Genomic DNA, 21,967 nt, shown 5'->3' on the forward strand with positions numbered 1-21,967 from the left:
GCAGGACTGATCATGCTCAGCACCTACCAGTACCCTGTCTTCGACTATCGCCAGAGCGAGGAGCAGCGCCTCGGGCAGCCGCAGCCGCACACAGCGGTGGTGATCGGGGCTGGTCCCATAGGCCTGAGCCTGGCACTGGACTGCGCCTCGCGTGGCTTGCGCGTGGTGGTGCTGGACGACAACAACAGCGTGAGCATCGGCTCCCGCGCCGTCTGCTATGCCAAGAGGACCCTCGAGGTCTGGGACCGCCTGGGCGTGGCCGAGCCTTTGGTGCAGCCGGGCGTGAAGTGGAAGGTGGGCAAGGTCTTTCATGGTGAAGGCCTGGCCTACCAGTTCGACCTGCTGCCGCAGGATAGACACAAGCTGCCGGCCATGATCAACCTGCAGCAGTACTACCTGGAGGAGCGCCTGGTCGCGGCCTGCGAGGCCTCGCCGCTGATCGAGCTGCGCTGGAAGCATCGGCTGCTGTCCCTGGCGCAGGACGATGGCGGGGTGAGCCTGCAGGTGGAGACGCCCGACGGCCTCTTTGCCATGCGCACCCAATGGCTGCTGGCCTGCGATGGCGCGGGCAGTGACACCCGCCGCATGCTGGGCGCGGAGTTCCGCGGCCAGGCCTTCCAGGATCGATTCCTGATCGCCGACGTGGTGGTCCAGCCCCAGGCCGCCAACGCGGCCGATGCTGCCATCCGTGGCCATGGCGCCACGCTGCGCCGCCTGGGTGCAGAGCCGGAGCGCTGGTTCTGGTTCGATCCGCCCTTCCATCCGGGGCAGTCTGTGTTGCTGCACAAGCAGTGCGCGAATGTCTGGCGCATCGACTTCCAGCTGGGCTGGGGCGCTGATCCTCAGGAAGAGAAGAAGCCCGAGCGGGTGATCCCGCGCATAGAGGCCATGCTGGGGCCGGACGTGCCCTTCGAACTGGAGTGGGTGTCCATCTACCAGTTCGCCTGCCGTCGCATGGAGCGTTTTCGTCATGGTCGTGTGCTCTTCGCGGGCGATGCGGCACACCAGGTCTCGCCCTTCGGTGCTCGTGGCGCCAACACAGGCGTGCAGGACGCCGAGAACCTGGCCTGGAAGCTGGCGGCCGTCGTGCACGGCGATGCGCCCGAGGCCCTGCTGGACAGCTACGACCAGGAGCGCACCTTTGCGGCTGACGACAACCTGCTGAATTCCACCCGCTCCACCGACTTCATCACACCCAAGAGCCGCGCTTCGCTGCGCCTGCGCAACGCGGTGCTGGAGCTGGCCCGCACCGAGCCCTTTGCACGGCCGCTCGTCAACAGCGGCCGGCTGTCCACGCCCACGCCTTATGTCAACAGCCGTCTGAACACGGATGATGCGCCCGAGGCCGGCTTCGCACAGAGCAGCCCGCGCCCCGGCCATCCGCTGCTGGATGCGCCGGTGCACGCAGGCCGGCAGGCTGGCTGGCTCAGCGAGCAGCTGGGGCGCGGCTTCCAGATGCTGAGTTTCGGACCGGCGCTGCCTCTGCAGGTGGGGCGGCTGGCGGTGGAGGTGCTGGAGGTGGGGCGCGACCTCGTCGACAGCGAAGGCCTGCTGGCGCAGCGCTACGATGGTCGGCCCGGCACTGTCTATCTCTTCAGACCCGATCAATACGTGGCAGCCCGCTGGCGGCATTTCGATCCGGCCCTGGTGGAGGCGGCTGTCCGCCGAGCTTTGACACAGGAGACCCCGGCATGAGCGTCCACCACCTGATTCGTGACCCTCATCTGCCTGACCCGGACGGCTTTTACGAACAGCTGATAGACGCTCAGCGCGACCTCTCCGACGAGCAGGCCGACCTGCTGCTCGCCAAGCTGGTGCTGATCCTGTCCAATCACATTGGTGACCGTCAGGTGCTGGCCGAGGCGCTGCAGCTGGCGCGCGCCAACACACTGGGTTCCTGAACCCCGGCGCACGATTCCAAGATGCCGGACCGAGGGCCGGCTTTCCCTGAAAACCAAGCAAGCACAAGAGCAAGACCGCCATGAGCCTGATCGACCATACCCATGACCCGGCCGCCCAGAGCTGGGTGCCCAGCGCCAACACGCCCGACACCGATTTCCCGCTGCAGAACCTGCCCTACGGCCTGTTCCGCCGCGCTGGCAGCAATGACAGCGCCCGCGTGGGCCTGGCCATCGGCGACCAGATCCTGGACCTGCGCCTGGCCGCCGCGGCCGGCAAGTGGAGCGCCGCGGATGCAGTCCTGCTGCACCACCTCGCACAGGGTGATCTGAACGCCGTGATGGCCAAGCCTGCGGCCCAGCGCCGCGCGCTGCGTCACGCGTTTTTCGCCGCGCTGCAGGCGGGGTCGAAACAGGAGGCCGCGCTGGCGCCTTGCCTGGTGCCCCAGGCCGAGGCCCAGATGGCCGTGCCCTGCCGCATCGGCGACTACACGGACTTCTACACTGGCATCCACCACGCCACCACGGTGGGCAAGCTCTTCCGTCCGGACAACCCTCTGCTACCCAATTACAAATGGGTGCCTATTGGCTATCACGGCCGCGTGTCCTCCATCGGCGTCAGCGGCTCGACGGTGCGCCGCCCCCTGGGCCAGCTCAAGGCGCCGGATGCGGCCGTGCCCGTGCAGGCTGCCTGCAAGCGCCTGGACTATGAGCTGGAACTGGGCCTTTTCGTCGGGCCGGGCAATGAACTGGGCGAGCCCATCCCCATGGCAGAGGCTGAGGCGCATCTCTTCGGCGTGACCCTGCTGAACGACTGGTCCGCCCGCGATGTGCAGGCCTGGGAGTACCAGCCCCTGGGGCCTTTCCTGGCCAAGAACTTCGCAACCACGATCTCGCCCTGGATCGTCACCATGGAAGCCCTGGAGCCCTTCCGCTGCGCCTTCGAGCACCCCGCCGAGGATCCGCAGCCGCTGCCCTATATCGACAGCGAGCAGAACCGCCGCGAGGGGGGCTATGACGTCGAGCTGGAAGTCTGGCTGCAGACCCACGCCATGCGCACCGCCGGCCAGCCGGCCACGCGCCTGATGCGTTCGAACTTCAAGCATGCTTACTGGACCTTGGCCCAGATGCTGACCCACCACGCCAGCAATGGTTGCAACCTCCAGCCGGGCGATCTGCTGGGGACGGGTACGCAGTCCGGCCCGAGTCCGGAAGAGGGCGGCTCCCTGCTGGAGCTGAGTCTGGGCGGCAAGCAGGCCCTGAGCCTGCCCAATGGTGAGACGCGGACCTTCCTGCAGGATGGAGACACGGTGATCCTGCGTGGCTACGCGGTCAAGGACGGAGCGCGACGCATCGGCTTCGGCGATTGCGCCGCAACGGTCACGCCGGCGCCAGAGCTGTGAGACGGCGCTGATTTGTAAGCAGACAGGGGCCCATCGGGCCCCTGTCTGCTTCTGGCGCCGCCATGGGGCCTGATCGGCCCACTATGGTCACACGATGCCGCATTCTTTCGCGGTCCTTTCCCGTGCATCGGATCTTGAAACACCCCTTTGGGGGCGTGGCCCTTTTCTGGGCTGCCTGGGCACAATCTCGGGCCGAGACCGCTGATATGGGGCAGGACAGCTTGACATTGGCCTGCGTATTCAAGACTAGAAATACCAATGCACAGAGTGAAAGATGATAAAAGAAATCATGGTTGCTCTTCTGGGAGGACTCACTGCAAGCGCAATAGGGGCCTATGTGCAATATGCAATCACGCTCCGGCAGGTGGAGATGCCTAAACTTGCGCTGGAATCGCGCAAGGCGCAGCTTGATGCGCACAGGCAAATACTCGCACTTTCTCCGAACATGAATACGCAATGTTCGGCGAGTCGCTGGAACGACTGGGCATGGCGCATCCAGTGCGACACGAAGAGCAGCGGCATGTATCCTGCCTGGGTTCATTTGAAGAGCGTGATGCTGATGGAGGCCTTTGATGCTCGCCGCCAATCCTTCAAGGAAGGCGAAGGCTTTGACATCTACTATCCGCAGGGAAAAAAGGAATTTCTGGCCACCCCGGGAAGCGATGGCTATCTTGAGTTCTTCGTGACTTTTCGGAAACAGGCTTATCCCAAAGGGATCGTCGTGGATGGACTGGCGGTACAGCCGACTTTCGTCTATTCAGTGGTTGAATCGGCGAAAAATGCCCTTGCTCTGACTTTTCCAGAGCAGTCCACCTTGATTTCGGAGGTGGCGACAACGCCTGACCGCATGCTCTCCATTCCCCTGCAAGGGACGATCCAGGCCCATGCGCCCGAAGCGCCGCTCAAGTGAATTTTCTGCATGACCAATGATTTGCAAGCGGTTGGATGGGGGCTGCAGTGAAGGCCGCCGGGGAAGTCTCGCCTTTGGGTCTGACTGCAATCAGATTCCGCTGTTCCCAATTGCATCTCCATCTGCTTGCTCAAGCGAAATTTTCCGTGGCGATGCTGAGTGGCCATAATCCCGGCAGCTGAAATCATGAAGACCTTGCGTTTCACAAAGGACGGGGACTATTTACGCCTTGAGGACTATCCTGACGCCGCTGCGCTCGTCGAGATTGACGGGCCTCGTGTCCCGCTTCTCCAGTCCTTGTCTCTGCATCGGGTTGACCTGACGCTTGCTGGTGCCGCTCTTGGGTTTATCGCGGAGCACAGTGCACAGGGGCCTTTGCGTGAAGTCCTCTGGTATTCTGCGGTCGCCAGGTATTTCAAGTGCTTTCAAAGAAGTGAATCCCGCATCAGGCTGGAGCCCGACGAGGTGTTCAGCGAGGCGGACCATGCAAGGGGAACCTTCAAGTACTTCAAGGACCTGCGAAACAAGCACCTGCTGCATGACGAGAATGCTTATTCTCAATGCCTTGTCGGGGCGGTCATCAATCAGCGGCAGGCGCAGCAGAAAATTGCCGACGTCGTGTCCATTGCGGTGAATGCCAATTCTGCAGATCAGGGGCACTACGAGAGCTTCTTCCCTCTGCTTCACTTTACCCATGAATGGGTTGTGGCAAGAATCGAGGCGTTGCGTTTGGAAATTGCCTCAGATCTTGAGTATGAGTCGTATGAATCGCTTCTTGATAGGAAGCCACTCAGCTTTTGCATGCCGCCTGCCCATGAGGTTTCCAAGCGGCGATAGCGGTTCTTCTCATCGAGTATTCTGATGTTGACGCTTGCAAATGAAAGAGAGAAGGCCTGAGGGGGCGCCCATGGATCATTTCGCGGCTGTTGGCCACACAAGGCAAACACTGTCAATGAAGCTGGGTTGGTGGACGTAGAGGTCTACAGGGGCCTCTGCGATACGCTTCGCTGAGCTCACACAGCAGCGGGCTTCTATTTATGAGCGCCAGACGATGCGCCCGTCATCATGGAGGGCCTTGCAGATGAACCTGATAACCAGGCGGTCACAACTCTCTATGCCCGAGTGCAGCCGCACCGAGATGGCAAGCCAGGCGGTGGTAGAGACCGGGTGGGCGTCGGCAGGCGCTGGCCCGTGGCAGAGGGCAGGGCCTAGGTCGCCCGCGCCGGAGCAGGCTCAGGTTCAAGCTCATGAGGAGGGCCGGGCTTGAGTTGGGACGCGCTGCTCCGCATGGCTTCACTGTGCGTGCTCCTCGCCTGCGCAGAGACGCTGCATGGCATTGCCCGTACAACGCTCGTCGTACCTCGGCTTGGCAAGGGGCGCGCCATCAAGCTGAGCGCGCTTACAGGCACACTGCTGGCTTTCTGCATCTGCTGGCTGAGGGTGCCCGGCATCGGCTTACAGACTGCGGGCGAGCACCTTGCACTGGGACTGGGCCTGGCAGCCTTCATGGCCGTGTTCGATATGGCCATTGGGCGATGGGTGATGCGCAAGTCCTGGGCCAAGCTCTGGCCCGACTTCGACCCCCGTACTGGCAACTACCTCTTGTTCGGCCTGCTTGGGCTTTGCGTCATCCCCTTGCTCGTGTGGCTGAGCCATCGAGCTTAGGCACGCGCCCGCTCATCAGAGCCTATGGAGGCGCGTGCGAGGCAGGTCTGTGCCTGCAGCGAACGTCATCGCCGACAAGGCGAAGCGCTGATGAGGGCACGACTGGAGCTCGGCCGGGGAATGAGGGGCTCGAATGCAGGATGAGTGACCCGGTCATGACGGGCCGTGCATTCGATAGGCTGTGCTCCAGCATGCATAGACGGCAATCGTGAGACTTTCAGTGGCGAGTGCTGGCGCGAGACGCCAGCGGTGCCGCCTCACTTCGTGGCCACTGCCTGCAGCTTCCCATCATTGGTGGGCTCGAACTCGCCGAAGCCGGTGGTGCCGTCCGCAAACAGGACGAGGAGGCGCGAGCCAATGAAGTCGCCGACCCGGACGCCAGAAGACACATCCCCTTGGAAGTCAGGATCGATGCCGGAAAACTTGACCAACTTGTCCGGCGAGAAGTTGGCGAAGCGGGCGGTCACCACCTCGGTGTCGATGCCGTCCGTGCCGACCAGGGTGGCTGGCCCCGAGAAGCCCCCGAAGGTGTCGAACAGGATGGGAAACTTCGCCGTTCTTGCGCTGATTCCGATTTCCCGAACATCCGAGCTGCTGGCGTTCTGCAGGTTGAGATTGATGCTGAAGCTGTTGAGCGGCCCGTCGAAGGTCGCGACAAGTTCCTGTGCCATGGTGTGTACCTCGCTGAGTTGGCTGTGAAAGGCAGGCGCAGGGCCTGCCACCCCGACGCGATCAGTGTTCTGCACTGCTCGCCCGCACACTATTGGCGTTTCACCGCCGGCCCACATCCTCAAATCTGAGCACTTGAGTTAACTTTTGCCAGCAATCTAGGGGGGACTCATGCCAAGCGGGGCGTCTTGTCGACGTTGCAGCGCCAGCTCGCGCGGATGACCCTTCTGCGACTGATGCCAAGGGTGCCTTGAAAGATGCGATGCAGCCGTTGGCGACACGCGCCGGATGGGCGGGGAGGGGGGCCAGGGCGCCAGCAGGGCCTCGGCTGTCATGTGGACATGGGCCACCAAGGAAGAAGGGGCCTCCAAGGCCCCTGCTGACTGGACGCGTCGCCGCCTACCGCGCGATCCATGCATCCGCCCAGGCCGACCCCACGCCGGGCTCATAGGCGTTGTTGCTGCTGCTCCAGACATTGCACCAGCCGCTGAAGGGCGCAGGCCGGCATTCGTAAACCTTGCCGTTCTTGCTCTGCAGCACACGCGTGCCCGCCTTGTAGCTGCCCAGGCCCGTCGGGAAGACGTGGTCATAGGCCGTGCTGCCGGCGGACTTCAAGGTCAGGGCATAGGTCTTCTGCACCACGGTGCCGCCGCTCTTGGGCGTACCTTTGATGACCAGCTGGTAGCTGCCGGCTGCCGGCTTGCTGAGCGGCAGGCTGAGGCTCTGGCCGCTGTTGTTCAGCGAGACATTGGCGCTGGCGCGGGCCACGCCACCGCCATCGAACAGGGTGGCGTTCACGTCCAGCTGGCCGACGGCGGTGACGCTGAATCCCAGCGTCAGGTTGCCATCGCTGCCAATGGTGTACTCGCTGGCCAGGCCGCTGACCAGCACGTCATTGGCGGGCGGCGGGGCCTTGTCGATCTGGATTTCGACGCGGGTGAAGGGGCTGTCGCTGCGCGCGAAGACCTCGTTCTGGCCGTAGGCCGGATTGATGCTGCCGTCCGCGGCCTTCTGCCCTGCCTTGAGCAGGGTCTGCTCGGCATTGACCCGTGCGGCCAGCAGATAGGGCCAGGTGGTCTTGGCGCCATCAGCCGTGCTGCCTATGGTGACCTTGGTCGAGAACTCGGGGCGTTCGCCACCGGCATCGAAGACGCGGGTAGAGGCCTTGTCGCCCACGGCCAGGTCAACGCTGGGATAGATGGTGCCCTTGGCAGCCCAGCTGTAGGCCGGCGGCGTCCCGTCGAACTGCAGGTCCAGCAGGTTGTAGAAGCTGTTGGTGGTGTCCGCGATCTCCCAGACGGCCAGCACCAGTTGGTAGCCGGCGCGTACAGGTACGTTGCAGCTGTGTGTCACGGTGGTCGGCGGCTGCTTGCCGCCGCCATCGACCTGGCAGAAGGGTGCGGATTCAAAGCTGGACCGGCTGAGCTTCACATTGGGGTTCCAGTCGGCCCGGGTGATGTAGTAGCGCCAGTTGCGAGTGGCGTGGTTGGCGGTGAAGGTCCAGACGAAGTTCTGCAGGCCGGCCTTCATGGGGCGCTTGGTCCAGCGGGTGGCGGTCTGCTCGTCCAGCTCGGCGAACTGGGCAAGGCCCGCACTGGCGATGCGGCCGTCGCTCGGGCCGCCCGCGGGATAGCCGGAAGGCGCCTCCAGGCTCTGGGGCTCGTACTGGATGGCGCCGCAGCTGCTGTTGCCGCCTTGCTTGCACAGCAGGGAGCGTGACTCCGGGCTGCTGACGTAACCGTGTGGGTGCGCGCTCAATGGCATGAGCACCAGAGCGCACAAGGCGAGCAAACTTCCCCAGAGACTTGTCCTCATCATTACCTCCATCGTTGTGGGCCTGATTGTGGAAATGGTGCGAATGACGCGCAAGTGGTTCTTTGTTGGTATTTGTCCGGTATTTGTTTCGGTCCGTATCGCCTAAGGCGATTGCCAGTTTTCAAACAAGTGACATGCGCAGCCCCTAGGCTCTTCCCTGCTCGCCACGGCGACGACAGAGGGGGAGACCACATGAGTCACGACAGCGCACAGGCGTGCGCCGAATGGGCCAGCCAGCGTCAGGCAGAGGCCTTTTGGCATTGCGCCGAGACGGCACAGGGTGTGAGGCGGCGGCACCAGTTCTTCATCTGGACCCAGGCCAGTCTGCAGCGCCTGTTGCCACACCAGTTGATGATGTGCAGCGCCTGGTCGCCCCTGCGGCGCCAACTGCAGCCGGAGCTGTTCAACAGCCTTCCCTTGCCGGAGGCCGTATTGCAATGGCTGCAGGACCCCGCCAGCCTGGGCTGGCTACAGCAGGGCTGGTTGCGCGCCGGAGGGCAGGCCCAGGCCCTGCCCCTGGCTGGGCTGACGCTGTCCGGCGATGGCGCCGGGCAGGGGCAGCAGGCGATGGGCTTGCTGCAATCGGCGGGATTGCAGCATCTGTCGGTGCTGGGCGTTGCCAGGCCTCAATGCGCCGAGGAATTGGAAACCTTCTTCCTGCTTGCCTCGCGCGAGCCCCTGCCTGTGCCGCTGCTGAACCTGATGACGCCGCTGCTCCACTGTGCCTGGCGCCGCGTGCAGGCACAGGAACTCCAGTTGCAGCAGCACCCCAGCCATGGGCCCCAGGGCGTTCAGGGGGTGACCGAGCGCGAGCGCCAGGTGCTGGCCTGGATGCGCCAGGGCAAGAGCAATCAGGAGATCGGCCTGCTGCTCGGCATCAGCGCGCTGACGGTCAAGAACCATGTGCAGAAAATCTTGCGCAAACTCTGCGCGAGCAACCGGGCGCAGGCGGTAGCTCAGGCCATGTCTTTGCAGCTGCTCAAGGAGAACGGTCTGCGTTGACCTGTCCCATCCACGCCAGCAAGCGAAGCAGGCTCAACCCAAGCAGCAGGCCCAGGGCATCTGCCAGGAGGTCGGCCCACTCGGCGGATCGGCCGGGTACCTGTGTCTGCAGCAGCTCGATCAGACCGCCATAGGCCATCAAGCCCAGGGCTGCCTGCCGCCATCGCCGAGGCCAGGCCAAGCCTGCCAGCAGCATCAGCAGGCCGAAGGCGCTCAGGTGGTTGAGTTTGTCCCAGCCCAGGTCGGCGGCCTTGGGTGGGCTGGGACTCAGGGCGAGGCAGCTGATGGCCAGCAGGGCCGCAATGAAGAGGCCGCGGGCTGCGCGGGAGGAGAGCGTGAGGCGCACGGTGGTCGGGCTGGAGGACAGTCGATGCGGAGCCCGTGACCGCACGGGGCGCAGGGGTCTGCAGTATCGCCGGGCTGGGGGCTGTCACCGCCACTTCCAGCGCTGCTTCAATGCTTCGATCTGTGCAGCCTGGTCGCGCATGAACTCGCGCATGGCGACCACCTCGGCCGGATGTTTGTAGGACGACAGGTACCAATGGCCGCTGGCGTGGGGCATGTCAGGATCGAAGACCGGGGCTTCGCCGATCTCGCCCTGGGCGTGAGCAAAGTAGTACTCGGCGATGCGGGTGTTCAGATAGGCCCCGTCGACACGCCCCCTCTGCAGCTTCTCGTAGAGGCGGTCGTACTGCACCGACTCCTCGATGCGCATCTGGCCGGAGTTGATCAGCTGCTGGTAGGGGTAGGGCGTGAAGCCGTTGGGGATGCCCAGCACCTTGATGCGTGCCACGCCCTTGCCCAGGTCCTGTGGCCGGACCAGCACGCCGTCGATGAATTCCATCATGGGCGCATAGGCGATGCGGAGATTGCCCTTGAGCGTGGTCACCCAGTTCGGGTTGTCGGGAAAGATGAAGTCCAGGTCGCCGCGCACGAACATGGCATCGCGGCGCTTCAGGGGCAGGACCACATAGCGGAACTCGATGCCGCGGGTGGACGCGAAGGCGTCGAGGATGTCGCGCCCCAGGCCGCGGTACACGCCGTTCTTCCATTCCGAATAGGGCAGAAAGTTCTCGTAGTCCTCCACACCCACGGTGTAGATGCGGCGGGCCTGTGACCCGACCTGGCCCTGCGCCAGCGAGGCGGCCGGTATCGGCAGGGCGCAAAAGAGCAGCTGGCGTCGCTTCATGGGACCTCCCGGTGCAGGGCGTTGGGCGATGAAGAGGGCGGGACGACAACTGCAGTGTCGCGCAGCGCGAGGGGTCTGCACAGGCACAAAAGAACAAAGGGCCCGTTCTTGCGAACGGGCCCTTGCTCAAAGACTGGTGCCGGTGAAGAGAGTCGAACTCCCGACCTTCGCATTACGAATGCGCTGCTCTACCAACTGAGCTACACCGGCGAAAGACTAAGACTATAGCAGCTTTTACAGCTTCTGCTCAAGATGGTAGCGGGTCACCCGCTCCACCTCGTTCTTGGAGCCCAGCACCACAGACACGCGCTCGTGCAGCTTGGTCGGCTTGAGGTCCAGGATGCGCTCGCGGGCATTGGTAGCGGCGCCGCCAGCTTGCTCCACGAGGAAGGCCATGGGGTTGGCCTCGTACATGAGGCGCAGCTTGCCGGCCTTGTTGGGTTCGCGCTTGTCCCAGGGGTACATGAAGACGCCGCCGCGGGTAAGGATGCGGTGCACGTCGGCCACCATGGAGGCGATCCAGCGCATGTTGAAGTTCTTGCCCCGCGGGCCGTCCTCGCCGGCCAGGCATTCGTCGATATAGCGCTTCACCGGGGCGTCCCAGTGGCGCATGTTCGACATGTTGATGGCGAACTCCTTGGTGTCCTCGGGGATCTTCACGCCTTCCTGCGTCAGCACGAAGCTGCCCTGCTCGCGGTCCAGGGTGAACATGGCAACGCCATCACCCACGGTGAGCACCAGGGTCGTCTGCGGGCCGTAGACGCAGTAGCCGGCGGCAGCCTGGGCGCTCCCGGGCTGCAGGAAGTCTTCCTCGCTGATGCCCTTGCTGCCCTCGGGCTTCTTCAGCACCGAGAAGATGGTGCCGATGGAGACGTTGACGTCGATATTGGACGAGCCGTCCAGCGGGTCGAACATCAGCAGGTACTCGCCCTGGGGGAAGCGGTTGGGCACCAGATAGATGCCCTCCATTTCCTCGGAGGCCATGGCTGCCAGGTGGCCGCCCCACTCGTTGGCCTCGATCAGGACCTCATTGGCAATGATGTCCAGCTTCTTCTGGACCTCGCCCTGTACGTTCTCGCTGCCGGCCGTACCCAGCACATCACCCAGAGCGCCCTTGTTGACGCTGATGGCGATGCGCTTGCAGGCACGGGCCACGACCTCGATCAACAGGCGCAGCTCCTGCGGGATGTGGCCGTGCTGGCGCTGCTGCTCGATCAGGTACTGGGTGAGGCTGATGCGACGGGTCATGGAAACACCTTGAAGTTGCGAATGCGGGGCAGGGCGATCAGGCGGCCGCGCCGTCCGAGGCCAGTGCACGCTCGACGATCTCGCGCACGTCGTTGGACAGCTCAGCCTTGGCTGCCACGCGCGCGATGGCTTCGCGAGCGGCACTGCGGTAGGGTTCGGCCAGCACCGTCCAGCGGTCCATGGCCCGGGCCACGCGGCCAGCGAGTTGCGGGTTGATGCCATCAAGCGCCAGCACCTGCTCGGCCCACAGCACATAGCCGGCTGCGTCGGCGCGGTGGAAGGCGGCCGGGTTGAACATGCACAGCGAGGCCAGCAGGCTTCGGGCGCGATTGGGGTTCTTCAGCGTGAAGTCCGGGTGCTGCAGCAACTGCTTGACGCGTGCAAAGGTCTTGCCGCCGTCCTCGGTTGCACGCGCCTGCAGGGTGAACCATTTGTCCACGACCAGGGCCTCATGCTTGAACAGGGCATGGAAGCGCTGCAGCGCGGGCTCGGCCAGCTCAGCGTGGGCATTGACCAGGGCGGAGAGGGCGCCCAGCCGCTCGGTCATGTTGGTGGCGTCCTTGAAGCGCTGGTAGGCGCGGCCGGGCCAGACGGTGTCACCGCTGCGCGTGGCATTCAGCACCAGCATGGACAGGGCCAGGTTGGCCAGGGCGCGCTGGCCGGACTGCGCCGGGCTGGGCTCGTAGCCGGCCCTCACCTGGTTGGCTTCGTAGGCAGCGGCCCAGTCCTCGGCCAGGGCGGCGGCCAACTGCGCGTGCGCGGCCTGGACGGCTGCATGGATCTCCTGCGGGTCGACCACATGCAACTGTTCGGCCACATAGCCTTCGCCTGGCAGGGTCAGGGCCAGCTCCTTGAAGGCGGCATCCAGCTGCGCATCGCGCAGCACGGCACGCATGGCACCGATGTAGGCGGTGTCCAGCACCAGGGCCTCGCCAGTGCGCACGGCCTGCAGGATGCGGTTCAGCGCCAGGCGCTGGCTGGCCTCCCAGCGGTTGAAGGCGTCGGTATCGTGCTGCAGCAGCACCAGCAGTTCGGCGTCGCTGAGGCCGTCGTCCAGCACCACCGGGGCCGAGAAGCCGCGCAGCAGCGAGGGCACGGGCTCGCTGGCCACGCCGGTGAACACGAAGGACTGCTCGGCCTGGTCAAGCACCAACACGCGCTCGGTGCCCACCGGGGCGCCTTCATCGGCCAGTTGCAGGGGCAAGACCTGACCCTCACGGCCCAGCAGGCCCATGGTCACGGGGATGACCTGGGGCAGCTTGTGCTCCTGGCCCGGCGTGGAGGGGTTGTGCTGCTTCAGCGTCAGCGTGTAGGTCTGGGCCGCGGCGTCATAGCTGCCCCGGGCCTGCACACGCGGGGTGCCGGACTGCGAGTACCAGCGCTTGAAGGTCTCCAGGCGGGTGCTCAGGGCGGAGCCGGGGTTGGCGTCGGCGATGGCGGCGGCGAAGTCGTCGCAGGTCACGGCCTGGCCGTCATGGCGCTCGAAGTAGAGCTTCATGCCAGCCTCGAAACCCTTGCGGCCGACCAGGGTCTGGTACATGCGCACCACTTCCGAACCCTTCTCGTAGACCGTCGGGGTGTAGAAGTTGTTGATCTCCACATAGGAGTCGGGGCGCACGGGGTGGGCCATGGCGCCGGAGTCCTCGGGGAACTGCACGCTGCGCAGCTGGCGAACGTCCTGGATGCGGCAGACGGCGCGCGCGCTGGGCGTGGCGGCCATGTCCATGCTGAATTCCTGGTCGCGGAACACCGTCAGGCCTTCCTTCAGCGAGAGCTGGAACCAGTCACGGCAGGTGACGCGGTTGCCGGTCCAGTTGTGGAAGTACTCGTGGGCGACGATGGACTCGATGCGGCCGAAGTCCGCGTCCGTGGCGGTGGCCGGCGAGGCCAGCAGGGCGCTGGTGTTGAAGATGTTCAGGCCCTTGTTCTCCATGGCGCCCATGTTGAAGTCGGACACGCCGACCACCATGAAGCGCTCCAGGTCCAGGGGCAGGCCGAAGCGGGCCTCGTCCCAGACGATGGAGGCGACGAGGCTGTTCATCGCATGCTCGGTCTTCTCCAGGTCGCCGCGGCGTACATAGACCTGCAGCAGGTGGTCCTTGCCGGCGCGGGTGCGGATGCGCTGTTCGCGCGAGACCAGATCGGCGGCGACCAGGGCGAACAGGTAGCTGGGCTTGGGGAAGGGGTCGTGCCATTTGGCCAGGTGGCGGCCGTTGTCCAGCTCTGCGGTCTCCAGCAGGTTGCCGTTGGAGAGCAGCACGGGGTACTTGGCCTTGTCGGCGCGCAGGGTGACCGTGTAGACGGCCATCACGTCCGGGCGGTCCAGGAAGTAGGTGATGCGGCGGAAGCCCTCGGCCTCGCACTGCGAGAAGAAGCCGCCGCCCGAGGTGTAGAGACCCGACAGCGAGCTGTTCTTGTCAGGCGCGCAGGTGTTGCGGATCTCGAGGGCGAAGTCGGCGTCCGGTGCGCTCTCGATGACCAGTTCATGGCCCTCCTGGCGGAAGGACACGCTCTCGCCATTGATCAACACGCGCAGCAGGTTCAGCTCTTCGCCATGCAGGCGCAGAGGGCCGTGCGGCACGGCGCCGTTGCGTTCGATCTGCATCTTGCTGGTGACCAGGGTCTTGGCCGGGTCCAGGTCGAAGGTCAGGTCGACGGTGCGGATCCAGTAGGCCGGAGCCACATAGTCTTCGCGGCGAATCAGGGCGGCAGTGCCTTCACGCATCATGGCGGGCTTCCTCGAGTGTGTTTGTCAGCGTCCCGGGCTCGTGGCCCGAGACTGTGTCATGCAATCGGCAGGAGCGCGCCTCTCGGCACGCCCCAACCTGAATTCCCCAGCGGGTCCCGCTGATCCGGCTCCGCCGGGCAGCCGGGGCCGCCCCTTGAGGGGGCCGGCGCAGCCGGTAGGGGTGGGTGATCACACGCCTTGCTTGAGCGAGGCAGTGATGAAGGCATCCAGGTCGCCATCCAGCACCTTCTGGGTGTTGGAGACTTCCACATTGGTGCGCAGGTCCTTGATGCGGCTCTGGTCCAGCACGTAGGAGCGGATCTGGTGGCCCCAGCCCACGTCCGTCTTGCTGTCCTCGAGCTTCTGCTGCTCGGCCATGCGCTTCTTCATCTCGTGGTCGTACAGACGCGAGCGCAGGCGGCGCCAGGCCACGTCACGGTTGCTGTGCTGCGAGCGGCCGTCCTGGCACTGCACCACGATGCCCGTGGGGATGTGGGTCAGGCGCACGGCGGAGTCCGTCTTGTTGATGTGCTGGCCGCCGGCGCCCGAGGCGCGGAAGGTGTCGGTGCGCACATCGGCCGGGTTGATGTCGATCTCGATCGAGTCATCGATTTCCGGGTAGACGAACAGCGAGGCGAAAGAGGTGTGGCGGCCGCCCGAGGAGTCGAAGGGGCTCTTGCGCACCAGGCGGTGCACGCCGGTCTCGGTGCGCAGCAGGCCGAAGGCGTACTCGCCCTCCACCTTGATGGTCGCGCTCTTGATGCCGGCCACGTCGCCCGGCGTCTCGTCTTCCATCGTGGTCGTGAAGCCCTTGCGCTCGCAATACTTGAGGTACTGGCGCAGCAGCATGCCGGCCCAGTCGCAGGCCTCGGTGCCGCCGGCGCCGGCCTGGATGTCGATGAAGCAGTTGCTGGGGTCGGCCGGGTTGTTGAACATCCGGCGGAATTCGAGTTCCTCGACCTTCTCCGTCAGCTTGGCCGCGTCGGCTTCGATGGCCTCGAGCCCGGCCAGATCCTCGTCGGCCTTGGACATCTCGTAGAGCTCGACGTTGTCGGAGAGGTTGCTGCTGAGGTAGTTGATGGTCTCGACCACCTGCTCGAGCGAGCGCTTCTCCTTGCCCAGTTCCTGGGCGCGCTTGGGCTCGTTCCAGACGTTGGGGTTCTCCAGCGCCGCATTGACTTCATTCAGCCGCAGTGCCTTGCGGTCGTAGTCAAAGATACCCCCTTAGCGCGTCGGTACGCGCTGTCAGGTCGGCGAGGGTCGTGCCGATTTGGTTGATGCGTTCGATGTCCATGACGGATCCTGAGTGAGGCCAGCCGCCTTGCGCTCCCGCGGGAGTCCAGCCTGCGGGGCTGGCGGCATGGCCGGGCATGTCTTGTGAGCAACCGCGCATTTTAAGCTGGCCCGGGACCGATCCCGGTCAGCCTCGGCGCTCAAATGGGGCATGCCCGCTGTCGCCCGTCCCGCGGCTGAGGCACACTGCGCACCGGACACCTGCCATGGACCCCCTCCACCAGCCCGCCACACCTGCCCGCGAACGCCGCCATCGCCGCTACTGGCAGGCCACCCGGCGGCTCACGCTGGCCCTGTTGGGCGGCTGGACTCTGCTGAGCTTTGGCCTGACCTGGTTCGCGCGCGACCTCAGCTTCAGCTTTTTCGGCTGGCCCTTCAGCTTCTGGGTGGCCTCGCAGGGCGCGCTGATGGGGTATCTGCTCATCGTGGCCTTCTATGCCTGGCGTATGGCACATCTCGACGACGAGCACCGCGAGGACGCCGGGGACTGAGCCCGGTCTGCACTCGCGCCTGCACCCGCGCTTGCCGGGCTTTGCTTGGGCGGCCCATCAGGGTTGCCACGGCTGTCAATGCTGACACTTGGGCGCAATGCGCCCTCTGTTCATAGTGGATATGGGGTCAGCATGCCGGTGGCATTCTGCAGCTTGGCGCCGACCCATCCCCGGCGCCGCAATGGCCGGCAGTACTCCGTTGCGACGCTTCACCCGCGGCACTGACCGCGTCTCCACCTTGAGAGATCGTCCATGAAGCGTATGTTCTTGTCCCGCGCCCCCGGCGCTCCTTCCGCAGCCCACGGCCGTTCGCTTTCCCAGCCCCTGCATGTGCTGACGCTGGCAACGCTGGCGGCCTGCACCTCCACCCTGGCCCTCGCGGCCGACGGCACCGAGCTGGGCAGCGCCAGCGCGCTGATCCAGACGCTGAAGCAGCAGCACCAGGGCCGCCAGGCGCTCAGCCTGCAGGCCCAGGACGGCTCACAGCTCCCCGTGCTGGTCCGGGACTTCTTCGAGCAGGGCGGCAAGGTGTCCATCTCCGGCCGGCACCGAGATGCCGAGGACTCCATGTTCTTCCTCAAGGGGGACGGCAAGACCCTGCGCGGCTTCCTGGTCCTGCATGGACAGAACAAGGCCTGGGAGTACGGCACCGACGCCCGCGGTGTCGTCAGCGTCAAGCCCGTACCGCTGAGCCGGGTCTATCCAGATCTGGACGAGGACTTCCAGCGCAGCAACCGCAGCACGGCCAGCCTGGCCCAGATTGCGGCGGCTCATCCGGTCTACAGCCCCATGGCGGTGCGCCAGGCGCCGCACATCGGGCCCTACAACAACCAGGATGTCACCAAGCTGGAGAGCAAGCCCGGCAGTCCCTACGTCTTCTACCTGAACACGGCCGCGGTGATGAGCGGCAGCACGCCGCTCAACGGCGTGACCAAGGAGAACATGTACCGCGCCTGGCAGTCGGTGGCGGACCAGTACTCCATGCTGCAGCTCAACGTCACCACCAACAAGGCTGTCTATGACGCCGCCAAGGCGGCCAGCGTGCTGCGCACAGGCATCATCAACTTCATCAATCAGGATGGCCGCAGCTTCGCGCCCGTGCATTCCTTCGGCACGACCTCGGCCGGTACGCTGTACCGCAACCCGGCCAGCGGCTTTGACTACGGCTACGGCATCGGCATGACCGGCGCCCACGAGGTCGGCCACCAGATGGGCATGCTGCACGACGGCGGCGGCACAGGCGGGGAGTACTTCGAGGGCATCGCGGCCTACCAGTGGGGCCCCATCATGGGTAACTACTGGATGGGTGGCTCCTGGACCAATCAGCTCTTCACCTGGAGCAAGGGCGAGTACAACACCGCCAGCAACAGGGAGGATGACCTCAAGATCATGACGGTGGACGAGGCCGTGCCCTACATGGCCGACGACAACGTCAACGGCAAGCCCCTGGCATTGCGCGCGGGAGGCGAGATCAACCCAGCCGACAACTGGGGCCGGATCGAGCGCAACACCGATACCGATGTCTTCACCTTCAGCCTCTCCAGTGCCGGCACGCTGAACCTGCGCGTCGACCCCATCGAGTACCTGCGCATGCTGGACGTTGATGCCATCATCACCACGGCAGCTGGCACCCAGGTGGCGCGCAGCAACCTCTCGGTGAACCGCTCGGCGGAGTTTCTCAACCTGAACCTGGCGGCGGGCGACTACAAGCTCGTCATCCAGGGTGGGGCGGAGGGCACGCCGCAGAACGGCTTTTCCAAGTACAGCTCCCTGGGCTACTACGCGATGAAGGGCACGCTGAGCGCCGGCTCCACGCCGTCCACCATCCCGCTGACCAGCGGCGTGGCCCTGGGCAGCCAGTCGGCGTCCACGGGCACCTGGACCTACTACTCCATCCAGGTCCCGGCCGGCAGCACCAAGCTGGTCGTCAACCTGGCGGGCAGCAATGGCGACGCGGACCTGTTCGTGGGCGCGGGCCAGAAGCCCACCAACACCAGCTATGCCTGCAAGTCCGATGGGTCCACCAGCACCGAGACCTGCACGGTGAACGCGCCGGTGGCGGGCACCTACTACGTGGGGGTGCAGGCCTATGCCACGTACAGTGGGGTGAGCGTCAAGGCGACTGTCAGTCCTTGACCCCCCCCCTACCGGCTTCGCCGGCCCCCCCAGGGGGGCGCGCACGTAGGACCGGCGGAGCCGGATCCTCGTGCGCCGTGCGGGGCGGCCGGCTGGCGCGGCCGGGGTTGGTGGGGCGTGGGGCTTTGTGGTGCCGGATCCTCGTGCGCCGTGCGGGGCGGCCGGCTGACGCGGCCGGGGTTGGTGGGTCGTGGGGCTTCGCGGTGCCGGATTCTCGTGCGCCGTGCGGGGCGGCCGGCTGGCGCGGCCGGGGTTGGCGGATGGTGGGGCTTCGCGGTGCCGGATTCTCGTGCGCCGTGCGGGGCGGCCGGCTGGCGCGGCCGGGGTTGGCGGATCGTGGGCCTTCGCGGTGCCGGATTCTCGTGCGCCGTGCGGGGCGGTCGGCTGGCGCGGCCGGGGTTGGCGGATGGTGGGGCTTCGCGGTGCCGGATTCTCGTGCGCCGTGCGGGGCGGCCGGCTGGCGCGGCCGGGGTTGACGGATCGTGGGCCTTCGCGGTGCCGGATTCTCGTGCGCCGTGCGGGGCGGTCGGCTGGCGCGGCCGGGGTTGGCGGATGGTGGGGCTTCGCGGTGCCGGATTCTCGTGCGCCGTGCGGGGCGGCCGGCTGGCGCGGCCGGGGTTGACGGATCGTGGGGCTTCGCGGTGCCGGATCCGCGTGCGCCGCGCGGGGCGGCAGTGTTCAGGCGAGGAAGTCCTCCAGCACGGCGGCGAGGGCCTCGGGCTGGTCGTGGTGCAGCATGTGGGCGGCGTCCTCCAGGCGGGCGCGCTGCAGCTGGGGCACCAGGGCGAGTCGGGCCTCGAAGTCTTCGCGGGGATAGCGCTTGCCCCACCACTGGCTCAGTTGGGTGTGGGCGCCTTCCACCCACAGTGTCGGGGCCTTGATGGCCTGCCAGCAGGCCAGGGCCTCGGCCTTGCGGTACAGCACGGGGTTGGTTCGCTTGTGGGCGGGGTCGCCAAGGATGTGGAAGGCGCCGTCACGCTGCTCGGACCAATGCGGCGCCAGCCAGGCTGCCTTCGCGGGCGAGAGGCGCGGGTTGGTCTTCATCAGGCGCTGGGCAACCTCTTCCAGGCTGGCGTAGGGCTTGAGCTGCTGCGGCTGTTTCAGCTCGTCCAGCCACTGGCGCAGGCGCTTGGGCGCCTCCTCGGCTTGGGTCTCGGGCAGGCCGAAGCCTTCGAGGTTGACCAGTCGGCGGATGCGCTCCGGCCGAACGCCGGCATAGCTCATCACCACATTGCCGCCCATGCTGTGACCCAGCAGGTCCACGGGGCGGCCGGGGCTGACGGCGTCCAGCAGGGCATCGAGGTCACCCAGGTAGTCGGGGAACCAGTAGGCATCGCTGGCCGTCCAGTCGCTGAGGCCGAAGCCGCGCCAGTCCATGGCCACCACATGGCGGTCTGAGGGCAGGGCGTCAACCACGAACTGGAAGGACGCGCCCACGTCCATCCAGCCATGCAGCATCACCAGCAGGGGCCGCTCGGGCGACTCCATCGAGGCATCGCCCCAGTGCAGGACGTGATGATGCAGGCCGCGCAGCAGCAGCATGTCGCTGCGGAAGGCGCGTCGTTCCTGGTAGGCGGGGGGGGCGGTGTTCATGGGGCCGACTCTAGCGGTTTGCTGGCGGGGCTGCTGTCCGGGCTGGGACAGGCCCGCTCCAGCGCCCAAGGCAGGACCACGGCGCGGCGACTCCTGCCCCGGTGCCGTCAGGTGGGACGGCACCGGGCCGCTTCAGCGGGCTTTGCCGAGCGGTTCCGGCGAGGCAGGCGCGCGGCGGCGTGTTGCGCCCAGGGCTGCGACCGCCCCCAATGCCAGGGCCAGTGAAGCCGGCTCAGGCACGCCATTGCGGGCGGCGGCGGTGTCCACCCAGGTATGGAACTGCAGGTCCCATTCGCCGTAGTACGCGGGCGCGCTTTGCACCGTCCAACGATCGGACAAAGGATCGGCCGAGTCACGATGGAACGTGCGCCCTCCGGCATAGGGATCGAGGGTGGAGAGCGCCGCGGCCAGCGTCCAGGACTCCCTGGAGCCGGTGTTCTGGAGACCGAACGCATACTGCGTCCCCGCATCGACGAAAAAGCCCTGGTCCGTCAGGTCCAGCGCCTGCCATCCCGCGGACAGCACGCTGTGGTCGAGCTTGAGCGTGAACAGCGCCGTTTCTTCCGGGGTGCCAAAGGGCGCCTTGTAGAGCGAGAACAGCAGGCTGCCGTCCTCGGGGGCCCAGATGAAGTTCACGTCGATGCCGGTCAGCTGGCCGCTGAGTCCGGCGGTGAAAACCTGGGACCGGCTGAAGGTGTCGTAGAGGCCCATCGAGCCCCCGCTCTCTTGCTGTGCCTGGTCGAGCACGGGAGCGGCGACGGCAGGCGTCGAGGCGGCGCATGTGATGGCGATGGCTGCCAGCAGCCGGGCGCGGAACTTCATATTCATATGCATGGATCTTTCTGTTTATATGACCGGCAACTCCCTGAGACCTCCTCGGGAGGCCGGCGATGCTACCGTAAGTTGGCTGCCGCCAGCCCCGATCAGGCCTCGGCCGCCGTCCGAGGCAGGGTGCTTGACCCCTGCGCGGTCCCATCCCGTCAGAATGGAGCCATGGACAAGCCAACCCACCCCATCCGCCCCGCCGAGCCTCGCGACCTCAGCGCCATCGTCGGCCTCATCCGCGAGCTGGCCGACTTCGAGCGGCTCACGCACCTGCTGCAGGTCGACGAAGAGCGGCTGCGCCCGCATCTCTTCGGCCCCAGCCCCAAGGCTGAGGCTGTGGTGGCCGAGGACGGCGAAGGTCAGGTCGTCGCCTTCGCGCTCTTCTTCCACAACTTCTCGACCTTCCTCGCCCAGCCCGGGCTCTACCTGGAAGACCTGTACGTGCAGCCCGCCCATCGCGGCTCCGGCCTGGGCCGGCAGCTGCTGACGCATCTGGCGCGGCTGGCCGTGGCCAGGGGCTGCGGGCGCTTCGAATGGAGCGTGCTGGACTGGAACCAGCGCGCCATCGGCTTCTACGAGGGCATGGGCGCCACCGTGATGCCGGACTGGCGCATATGCCGCCTCAGCGGCGAGGCCCTGCAGGCGCTGGGCAAGGCCTGACCCCGGCGGCGGGCCGCGCCCTCAGAGCCAGGTCTTGAGCCGCTCCGGCGGGCGCGCAATGAGGGCCTGTTCGCCGCGTACGACGATGGGCCGCTGCAGCAGCTGGGGGTGGTGCAGGAGGGCGTCCAGCAATTGGTCGTCGCTGAGGCTGGTATCGGCCAGGCCCAGCTCTGCGTACAGTGCTTCGCTGCTGCGCAGCAGCTCCCGCACCGGCAGGCCCAGCTGGCGGACCAAGGCTTTGAGGGTGCCCAGGTCGGGCGGTGTCTTCAGGTATTCGATGACCTCGGGCGCCAGGCCGGCGTCCTGCAGAAGGGCCAGTGCCTCGCGGGACTTGGAACAGCGGGGGTTGTGGAAGATCTTCATGATCGCTGGGCTGTCGCGGAGACGGCCGGCGCAAAAGGAGCAGTGTAGAACCGGCCGGCTTGGTGGAATCCATGAGCAG

At 65.9% G+C, this 21,967-nt stretch carries 20 protein-coding genes and 1 tRNA gene; 10 read left to right on the forward strand and 11 right to left on the reverse strand.

Features of this window, described 5'->3' with window-relative positions; genetic code table 11:
- Positions 1-12: 12 nt before the first annotated feature.
- The 6 genes from ACS5PK_RS17015 (at position 13) to ACS5PK_RS17040 (ending at position 5,876) form a co-directional block, all read left to right on the forward strand.
- Positions 13-1,695, forward strand: coding sequence for an FAD-dependent oxidoreductase (locus ACS5PK_RS17015; RefSeq protein WP_439441446.1), 1,683 nt, complete (start codon positions 13-15; stop codon positions 1,693-1,695).
- Positions 1,692-1,901, forward strand: a complete 210-nt coding sequence (locus ACS5PK_RS17020; protein ID WP_439441447.1) for a DUF2783 domain-containing protein — start codon at positions 1,692-1,694, stop codon at positions 1,899-1,901. The genes ACS5PK_RS17015 and ACS5PK_RS17020 overlap by 4 nt, the downstream gene beginning before the upstream one ends.
- Before the next feature lie 80 nt (positions 1,902-1,981).
- Complete coding sequence (gene fahA, locus ACS5PK_RS17025; protein ID WP_439441448.1) at positions 1,982-3,301, forward strand: fumarylacetoacetase; 1,320 nt, start codon at positions 1,982-1,984, stop codon at positions 3,299-3,301.
- 274 nt (positions 3,302-3,575) lie between these two features.
- A complete protein-coding gene (locus tag ACS5PK_RS17030; protein WP_439441449.1) occupies positions 3,576-4,211 on the forward strand; it encodes a hypothetical protein in 636 nt (211 codons plus the stop codon).
- Positions 4,212-4,397: 186 nt separating this feature from the next.
- Positions 4,398-5,048 carry a hypothetical protein gene (locus ACS5PK_RS17035; protein ID WP_439441450.1) on the forward strand — a complete coding sequence of 217 codons (651 nt, stop codon included), beginning with the start codon at positions 4,398-4,400 and terminating at the stop codon, positions 5,046-5,048.
- Between the two features lie 426 nt (positions 5,049-5,474).
- Positions 5,475-5,876, forward strand: a complete 402-nt coding sequence (locus ACS5PK_RS17040) for a hypothetical protein (protein ID WP_439441451.1) — start codon at positions 5,475-5,477, stop codon at positions 5,874-5,876.
- 257 nt (positions 5,877-6,133) lie between these two features.
- On the opposite strand, the gene ACS5PK_RS17045 is transcribed toward ACS5PK_RS17040, so the two are convergent.
- Together ACS5PK_RS17045 and gbpA are read right to left on the reverse strand one after the other, a co-directional pair.
- A complete protein-coding gene (locus ACS5PK_RS17045; RefSeq protein ID WP_439441452.1) occupies positions 6,134-6,547 on the reverse strand; it encodes a hypothetical protein in 414 nt (137 codons plus the stop codon).
- Positions 6,548-6,944: 397 nt separating this feature from the next.
- Positions 6,945-8,372, reverse strand: coding sequence for an N-acetylglucosamine-binding protein GbpA (gbpA, locus tag ACS5PK_RS17050; protein WP_439441453.1), 1,428 nt, complete (start codon positions 8,370-8,372; stop codon positions 6,945-6,947).
- A 180-nt stretch (positions 8,373-8,552) separates the two neighbouring features.
- Between gbpA and ACS5PK_RS17055 the strand changes: the two genes are divergently transcribed.
- Complete coding sequence (locus ACS5PK_RS17055; RefSeq protein ID WP_439441454.1) at positions 8,553-9,362, forward strand: response regulator transcription factor; 810 nt, start codon at positions 8,553-8,555, stop codon at positions 9,360-9,362.
- Here ACS5PK_RS17055 and ACS5PK_RS17060 read toward each other — a convergent pair.
- The 6 genes from ACS5PK_RS17060 to prfB form a co-directional block, all read right to left on the reverse strand.
- Positions 9,340-9,708, reverse strand: a complete 369-nt coding sequence (locus tag ACS5PK_RS17060; RefSeq protein WP_439441455.1) for a VanZ family protein — start codon at positions 9,706-9,708, stop codon at positions 9,340-9,342. The two genes, ACS5PK_RS17055 and ACS5PK_RS17060, sit on opposite strands and share 23 nt — an antisense overlap.
- 84 nt (positions 9,709-9,792) lie before the next feature.
- A complete protein-coding gene (locus tag ACS5PK_RS17065; protein ID WP_439441456.1) occupies positions 9,793-10,551 on the reverse strand; it encodes a hypothetical protein in 759 nt (252 codons plus the stop codon).
- Positions 10,552-10,685: 134 nt separating this feature from the next.
- Positions 10,686-10,761, reverse strand: a tRNA-Thr gene (locus tag ACS5PK_RS17070).
- A gap of 24 nt (positions 10,762-10,785) precedes the next feature.
- Positions 10,786-11,799: a class 1 fructose-bisphosphatase gene (locus ACS5PK_RS17075; RefSeq protein WP_439441457.1), complete on the reverse strand. Its 1,014-nt coding sequence runs from the start codon at positions 11,797-11,799 to the stop codon at positions 10,786-10,788.
- A gap of 37 nt (positions 11,800-11,836) precedes the next feature.
- Positions 11,837-14,524: an aminopeptidase N gene (pepN, locus tag ACS5PK_RS17080; RefSeq protein WP_439441526.1), complete on the reverse strand. Its 2,688-nt coding sequence runs from the start codon at positions 14,522-14,524 to the stop codon at positions 11,837-11,839.
- 192 nt (positions 14,525-14,716) lie between these two features.
- Positions 14,717-15,821, reverse strand: a protein-coding gene (prfB, locus tag ACS5PK_RS17085) for a peptide chain release factor 2 (RefSeq protein WP_439441458.1) whose coding sequence is annotated in 2 segments (ribosomal slippage) — positions 14,717-15,739 and positions 15,741-15,821 — 1,104 coding nt in all. Because the reading frame shifts where the segments join, the coding sequence is not laid out codon by codon here.
- A 205-nt stretch (positions 15,822-16,026) separates the two neighbouring features.
- Between prfB and ACS5PK_RS17090 the strand changes: the two genes are divergently transcribed.
- Together ACS5PK_RS17090 and ACS5PK_RS17095 are read left to right on the forward strand one after the other, a co-directional pair.
- The gene (locus ACS5PK_RS17090; protein ID WP_439441459.1) at positions 16,027-16,311 is read left to right on the forward strand and encodes a DUF4212 domain-containing protein; all 285 of its coding nucleotides are present in this window, start codon (positions 16,027-16,029) and stop codon (positions 16,309-16,311) included.
- Between the two features lie 252 nt (positions 16,312-16,563).
- Positions 16,564-18,447: a pre-peptidase C-terminal domain-containing protein gene (locus ACS5PK_RS17095; RefSeq protein ID WP_439441460.1), complete on the forward strand. Its 1,884-nt coding sequence runs from the start codon at positions 16,564-16,566 to the stop codon at positions 18,445-18,447.
- Positions 18,448-19,125: 678 nt separating this feature from the next.
- On the opposite strand, the gene ACS5PK_RS17100 is transcribed toward ACS5PK_RS17095, so the two are convergent.
- Both ACS5PK_RS17100 and ACS5PK_RS17105 read right to left on the reverse strand, forming a co-directional pair.
- A complete protein-coding gene (locus ACS5PK_RS17100; protein ID WP_439441461.1) occupies positions 19,126-20,040 on the reverse strand; it encodes an alpha/beta fold hydrolase in 915 nt (304 codons plus the stop codon).
- 132 nt (positions 20,041-20,172) lie between these two features.
- Positions 20,173-20,868: a PEP-CTERM sorting domain-containing protein gene (locus ACS5PK_RS17105; protein WP_439441462.1), complete on the reverse strand. Its 696-nt coding sequence runs from the start codon at positions 20,866-20,868 to the stop codon at positions 20,173-20,175.
- A 165-nt stretch (positions 20,869-21,033) separates the two neighbouring features.
- Between ACS5PK_RS17105 and ACS5PK_RS17110 the strand changes: the two genes are divergently transcribed.
- Entirely contained in the window at positions 21,034-21,525 is a 492-nt protein-coding gene (locus tag ACS5PK_RS17110) for a GNAT family N-acetyltransferase (protein ID WP_439441463.1), read from the forward strand.
- A gap of 21 nt (positions 21,526-21,546) precedes the next feature.
- Here ACS5PK_RS17110 and arsC read toward each other — a convergent pair whose 3' ends face one another.
- Entirely contained in the window at positions 21,547-21,891 is a 345-nt protein-coding gene (arsC, locus tag ACS5PK_RS17115) for an arsenate reductase (glutaredoxin) (RefSeq protein WP_439441527.1), read from the reverse strand.
- Positions 21,892-21,967 lie beyond the last annotated feature (76 nt).

This window comes from Roseateles sp. DB2 (assembly GCF_051857535.1).
GTDB lineage: Bacteria > Pseudomonadota > Gammaproteobacteria > Burkholderiales > Burkholderiaceae_C > Roseateles_B.

Coding starts and splice junctions, on each gene's coding strand:
- ACS5PK_RS17015 (WP_439441446.1), top strand. CDS start 13: ATGCTCAGCACCTACCAGTACCCTGTCTTCGACTATCGCCAGAGCGAG.
- ACS5PK_RS17020 (WP_439441447.1), top strand. CDS start 1,692: ATGAGCGTCCACCACCTGATTCGTGACCCTCATCTGCCTGACCCGGAC.
- fahA (WP_439441448.1), top strand. CDS start 1,982: ATGAGCCTGATCGACCATACCCATGACCCGGCCGCCCAGAGCTGGGTG.
- ACS5PK_RS17030 (WP_439441449.1), top strand. CDS start 3,576: ATGATAAAAGAAATCATGGTTGCTCTTCTGGGAGGACTCACTGCAAGC.
- ACS5PK_RS17035 (WP_439441450.1), top strand. CDS start 4,398: ATGAAGACCTTGCGTTTCACAAAGGACGGGGACTATTTACGCCTTGAG.
- ACS5PK_RS17045 (WP_439441452.1), bottom strand. CDS start 6,547: ATGGCACAGGAACTTGTCGCGACCTTCGACGGGCCGCTCAACAGCTTC.
- gbpA (WP_439441453.1), bottom strand. CDS start 8,372: ATGGAGGTAATGATGAGGACAAGTCTCTGGGGAAGTTTGCTCGCCTTG.
- ACS5PK_RS17055 (WP_439441454.1), top strand. CDS start 8,553: ATGAGTCACGACAGCGCACAGGCGTGCGCCGAATGGGCCAGCCAGCGT.
- ACS5PK_RS17065 (WP_439441456.1), bottom strand. CDS start 10,551: ATGAAGCGACGCCAGCTGCTCTTTTGCGCCCTGCCGATACCGGCCGCC.
- ACS5PK_RS17075 (WP_439441457.1), bottom strand. CDS start 11,799: ATGACCCGTCGCATCAGCCTCACCCAGTACCTGATCGAGCAGCAGCGC.
- pepN (WP_439441526.1), bottom strand. CDS start 14,524: ATGCGTGAAGGCACTGCCGCCCTGATTCGCCGCGAAGACTATGTGGCT.
- ACS5PK_RS17090 (WP_439441459.1), top strand. CDS start 16,027: ATGGACCCCCTCCACCAGCCCGCCACACCTGCCCGCGAACGCCGCCAT.
- ACS5PK_RS17095 (WP_439441460.1), top strand. CDS start 16,564: ATGAAGCGTATGTTCTTGTCCCGCGCCCCCGGCGCTCCTTCCGCAGCC.
- ACS5PK_RS17100 (WP_439441461.1), bottom strand. CDS start 20,040: ATGAACACCGCCCCCCCCGCCTACCAGGAACGACGCGCCTTCCGCAGC.
- ACS5PK_RS17105 (WP_439441462.1), bottom strand. CDS start 20,868: ATGAATATGAAGTTCCGCGCCCGGCTGCTGGCAGCCATCGCCATCACA.
- ACS5PK_RS17110 (WP_439441463.1), top strand. CDS start 21,034: ATGGACAAGCCAACCCACCCCATCCGCCCCGCCGAGCCTCGCGACCTC.